This is a genomic window from Meiothermus sp., from assembly GCF_025056915.1.
Lineage (GTDB): Bacteria > Deinococcota > Deinococci > Deinococcales > Thermaceae > Meiothermus.
Genome location: NZ_JANWVH010000125.1, coordinates 1 through 4,660, shown reverse-complemented (window position 1 = coordinate 4,660; position 4,660 = coordinate 1). Strand labels below are relative to the sequence as shown.

The following is a 4,660-nucleotide window of genomic DNA, read 5'->3' as shown; positions in this document are numbered from 1 at the left end:
GGTTTTGAATAGCCCCGCGAGCTCGTCGTGATAAGCCAGCAGGCCGGGGTTCGTAGTCAGTAAGTCGGCTAAAGCCTCTCGGGTGGCGTCCTGGGCCAGGAGGCGGGAAACGCGGGGGGGCTCCGGTCTAGGCCCGCGCTCGTTGCGCTTCCGGGATTCCCAGGAGGCGAGCTCGGCTTTGTAGGTTTGCAAAGCCAGCTCGTGCTCCTCGCGGAGGGTTTTCTCAACGGCCCACACAGGGCCTAGCGCGGCCTTCAAAATGGGCGTTTTTCCCGTGGCAATGGGCATCACAATGACCAACCACAGGGAGGTCGGTTCTTGCCAGGTGGGGTTATCTCGGTCGGGCTGAATCCAGACCCTGCCACTGGTTAGCGCGGAAGAGGCGGCCAGCAATGTCATCATCACCGGGCCGGGGTCAATGCACAGGCGGTCGGCAAAAGCCAGGCCAAAGTCCTCGAGCTGAGGCGGCAAGATAGCGCCTACCGGCCAGGGATGGAGCTTTGCAGCGCCGTCTAGGGGCTCCGGCTCAGGCCAAACTTCATCAGCCAGCACGTCGGGGGCCTCGAGCAGCTCGCGGGCGGTCATGCGACCTCCTCGGCCAGCACATTCAGCCAGTCCTGGCCCTCCACGGGCGGGACGGCCAGCCGCACCCGGCGGCCCTCAGACAAGAGCCGCCGGGCGAGCTTGTGGGCGGCCTCGAGCCCGGCGCTATCGTGGTCGGCGCAAACCACCACCTCGTGAACCTCGAGGGGGAGCTCGACGGCAGCAAGGCCACCGGCGCTCACGCAGGCCCAGACCGGCCAGCCGGTGGCCTGATGAACACCCAAAGCGGTTTCGATGCCCTCGGCCAGGGCGAGGGGCTTGTCTCGTTCACGGTTGAACAGCCGGATGGCGCCGCCCAGGGGCTTTGAGCCGCTGGCCAGGCGCTTCTCCCGGCGGCCCGTGCCATCGGGCTCGAGGGTGGTCAGGTGCATCCCCATCAGCCGCTCGGCCCCATCCACCACGCGGGCCAGCATGAGGGGCTGGCCGCCCCAGAGGGCCAGCCGCAAGGTTGGGGGCGGGGGTATGCTCAAGCCTCGTGCGTGAAGGTACCGTTCCAGCAGGGGATGCCCCGGTGATGCGCTTTGCCACCACCCCTGCCACCGGCGCACACAATCGTCACCAGGTAGGGACGGCCTGGGGTCGGGCCTCGAGGGAGCCAGCCAGGGCCGGGTGTTTCCCGAGCGAAGGTCAGCCCAGGTAAGCCCGAGAACCTCGAGCACCCGCTCGGCGGGGCAACCTGCGAAGCAATGCAGTAGGATTTTCTCGCCCTGGACTACGATACTGAGGGCCTGGTTCCGGCCCGAGCCGTGCGCGGGGCAGGTGGCCCGCCATCGGTTGGGGCCGGCGGGGCGGACGTTGCAAAGGCGGGCCAGAAGGGCGTTTTCGATGGAGTCACTGAGCAACGGAACCACCGCCCACTTGCCCGCGCACCTCGCTCTGAATCAGGCGAGCCAGCTCCTCAACATCCGCCCTTCGCAAACACCACCCAGAGCCGGGAAACCATCGTTCGAGCAGGCAACGCTCCTCAATCAGGCGGTTGAGTCGTCGGTCGCTCAAACCAAGGACTTTTTTCGCGTCGGCCAGCGAAACCCAATCACTCATCGGCCACCCCACCACCCGCGAGCTCGGCCCGCACGTCAGCCCGGCGCTTGGCTGCATTGGCAACGAAGTCGCGCACATCCTCGGAGCGCACGTAAAGCGCAGAGCCGATTTTTACGTGTGGCAGCGACTTCGCCAGCTTATAACAAGTGTCCCGGCCCCATCCTAAGGTTTTCTGAAGGTCTCGGACAGTAAGCAGAACTTTTTCCATGTAAGCCACAGTAGGCGGTAAAATGCAGGGGTGCAAGTATCTGTTAGTGTTGCAGTTACCGTTTCAGCCGCCCCACTGCGTGGCAAGGTCACCTGGGCCGAGGGGCCGGAGGAACTCTCGCCTTTCACACCTGGTTGGCTGCGACAGCCGGAAACGCCTTACAGCGGCATGGCGAGAGATTTGATGCGGATTTATAGTTGTGCCCGTTTGCAAGGGGGCCTCGAGGCAGGAATAAAGGCTGTTCTGACCGAGATGGCTCGGCTGCGGCTAGTTCCCCCACCCAACCTCTCGTATCCCAGGCTCTCCTTTTGGCCGCTGCCCGTGGAGCCAAAAAGCCCACTTCGGGGCTTTTACGAGCTCTGGCAGGCCCTGCAAACCAGCCTGCGCCAAGAGGGGTCGGAGCTAAAGCACTTCATGAAGCGCACAGAGAAGCTTGCCGGGGGTATCGGGTTGCTGCACCCTCCGAGCGATTTGCCCACCTCGTTCGTACGGTACGGAAGTTGGGAGGACTCCCCCTTTCAGGGTGATGATTCCCTGTGGGGCTGGGTTCGGGCAACGATAGAGACGCGCTTTTGGGGGGAGGCCCTCCGCTGTGCGGGGGAGCCGACGCGGGCCTTTCTTGAGAGCCTTTCCGATTGGAAAGAAGGCCCTAGGCACCCCCAGGCCTGGCAATACTGGCTCGAGGGACTCGAGAACACTTCCGGGAAGCCCCGGGGGTACATTTCCCCTTTTTGGCCGGTGGGGGCGGCGCTAGAGCTTCTCCAGCTCTGCCCCAAGCGCATTAGCGAGCGGAGGGTTCGAGAGTACCTCCGCCGTCGGGGGCAGGCTGGGGTAGCGCAGGTACTAGAACCCCTCGTCGGCTTAGAAGGCGGTAGTGAGGGCCCGGGCTATGTCGGGGCCTTTCACCTAGCCCTACTTTCGCTGGCTCGTTTCGGCGGGCGACAGGCGGTTTGCGCCCACTGTGGCGCGGCCTTTTTCTACGAGCGCAAAACAGCCCGCTACTGCTCGGATGAGTGTCGGTTGGTGGCCTTTCGGGAGCGCACGCGGGGGGAAGGGTAGTCCGGGTTTGTGTGCAATCTGTGTGCAATGCAGAGTGCAAAACACCCCGGTATGGTATGGCAAGGTACGGGAAGCTCAGATTGAGTTATAGCGTCCCTGACGTAGATAGCATGGGTTGGGGAGGGGGGCTGTATAACGGTGTGGAAACCGCCAAATCGCTCTTACAAGGATGAAGTCGGGGGTTCGAGTCCCTCGTCGCCCACCAAGTCCAAAACACCAAACCCCCTTTATGCAGTTTTCGCATAAGGGGGTTTTTGGGTCCAGCCACTAAAGAATCGCTCAACGCCAAGGTTAAGTTTTGCTGATGCAGGCTTCATGGCCGGGGGCTTGGGGTTTCCTACCCTGGGGGCAGGAGGAAGAGATGAAGCGACGGATTGCAAGCATCGCTGGACTCTTGGGCCTGATGGCCTCTGCGGCGCCGGTGCTGAGCCCCCAGGGCATCATCGTTAACCCGGTGCCCACCGACCTGAGCGTGCAGACCTGGCTCGACCGCGACCCCTCGGGGCTGGGCAACGCCACCTACTACTTCGGCGACAAGATTAAAATCTACGTCCAGGTCAACCAGAACGCCTACGTCTACCTGTTCAACATCAACGCCGATGGCCAGATTGACCTGATTCTGCCCAACGCCTACAACCAGAACAACTACCTGCGCGGGGGCGAGACCCGGGTCTTCCCCGAGACTGGGGCGCGCTACGAGTTCACCATCAGCGGGCCCGCCGGGGTAGACCAGGTGCTCGCGGTGGCCAGCCGCACGCCGCTCTCGCTCGCCCAGATTGCCGACATCAAGAGCGGGCAGATGCGGGTACAGGGGGCAAGCAACCTGGCCCGGGCCCTCTCGATTGTGGTTACCCCGCTGCCCGACCAGGACTGGGTGAGCGACGTGGTGCGCTACAACGTGCAGCCCCGCTGGGCCGGCCACCCCGAGCCAGTAGCGCCCAGGCCGCCCATCTTCTTCATCAGCCCCCTGCCGGGCTACGCGGTGCTGTGGGAAGACCGCGAGGACACCGAGTACCGGGTGGCCTACCGGGGGGGCGACGTGGAGCAGGTTTTCAGCTACTACCACCGCGACCTTGTGGCCAAGGGCTGGGTGAAGGTGAGCTTCAAGTCCAAGGGGGGCAAGAAGAACCTGGCCTACGAGGCCGAGTACCGCCGGGGAGGGGATAGGCTCGAGGTGAGCGTAGGCCCTAAGGGTGGCGAGCTGGTGGTCAAGCTGGAGTGGGGTCGGTAAAGCACCTTCCCCAAGCCCCCGCCGGAGGTGCGGGGGCTTTGCTTTTATAATGAAGCCATGCGCTCCTGGCCCGACATTCAAACCAAGTTATTGCGCTTTGCCAGGGCCATTATTGCTGCCGGTAAGTAAAACCCCAGCGGCCCTCGTACAGTCGCAAGCAGGCTGTACCGACCTGGTTTGTTGGCTTATCTCTAATCTGCCAAGGAGCAACCATGAAAAACCTTGAAGTACACCCCGACATCGCCCAGGCCGCCACCCTGCCCTCGAGCTTCTACAAAGACCCGGCCCTCTACGAGGCCAGCAAGGAAAAGGTCTTTGCCAAAAGCTGGCAGTGGGTGGGCGACACCGACGACCTGAAGGCCCCCGGCACGGTCAAGCCCCTTATCTTGCTCGAGGGCTGCTTAGACGAGCCTTTGGTGCTGACCCGCGACTTCGACGACCGATTGCACCTGCTCTCCAATGTGTGTACCCACCGGGGCATGCTGGTGGCCGAGACCGCTGGCCACGCCCGCTACCTG

At 63.4% G+C, this 4,660-nt stretch carries 4 protein-coding genes and 1 pseudogene; 2 read left to right on the top strand and 3 right to left on the bottom strand.

Features of this window, described 5'->3' with window-relative positions; translation table 11 throughout:
- The 3 genes from NZN28_RS13790 to NZN28_RS13780 form a co-directional block, all read right to left on the bottom strand.
- Positions 1-585, bottom strand: a 585-nt coding sequence (locus NZN28_RS13790; protein ID WP_295399108.1) for a DUF3987 domain-containing protein, incomplete at its 3' end; no start/stop codon positions are given.
- Positions 582-1,073 carry a toprim domain-containing protein gene (locus tag NZN28_RS13785; RefSeq protein ID WP_295399106.1) on the bottom strand — a complete coding sequence of 164 codons (492 nt, stop codon included), beginning with the start codon at positions 1,071-1,073 and terminating at the stop codon, positions 582-584. The genes NZN28_RS13785 and NZN28_RS13790, both read right to left, overlap by 4 nt.
- Positions 1,074-1,636: 563 nt before the next feature.
- A complete protein-coding gene (locus NZN28_RS13780) occupies positions 1,637-1,852 on the bottom strand; it encodes a helix-turn-helix domain-containing protein (protein WP_295399104.1) in 216 nt (71 codons plus the stop codon).
- Positions 1,853-3,272: 1,420 nt separating this feature from the next.
- Here NZN28_RS13780 and NZN28_RS13775 point away from each other — a divergent pair.
- Positions 3,273-3,806: pseudogene (locus NZN28_RS13775) on the top strand (DUF4384 domain-containing protein); the annotation flags it as partial.
- A gap of 548 nt (positions 3,807-4,354) precedes the next feature.
- The coding region (locus tag NZN28_RS13770) for a Rieske 2Fe-2S domain-containing protein (protein ID WP_295399102.1) at positions 4,355-4,660 on the top strand (306 nt) is incomplete at its 3' end.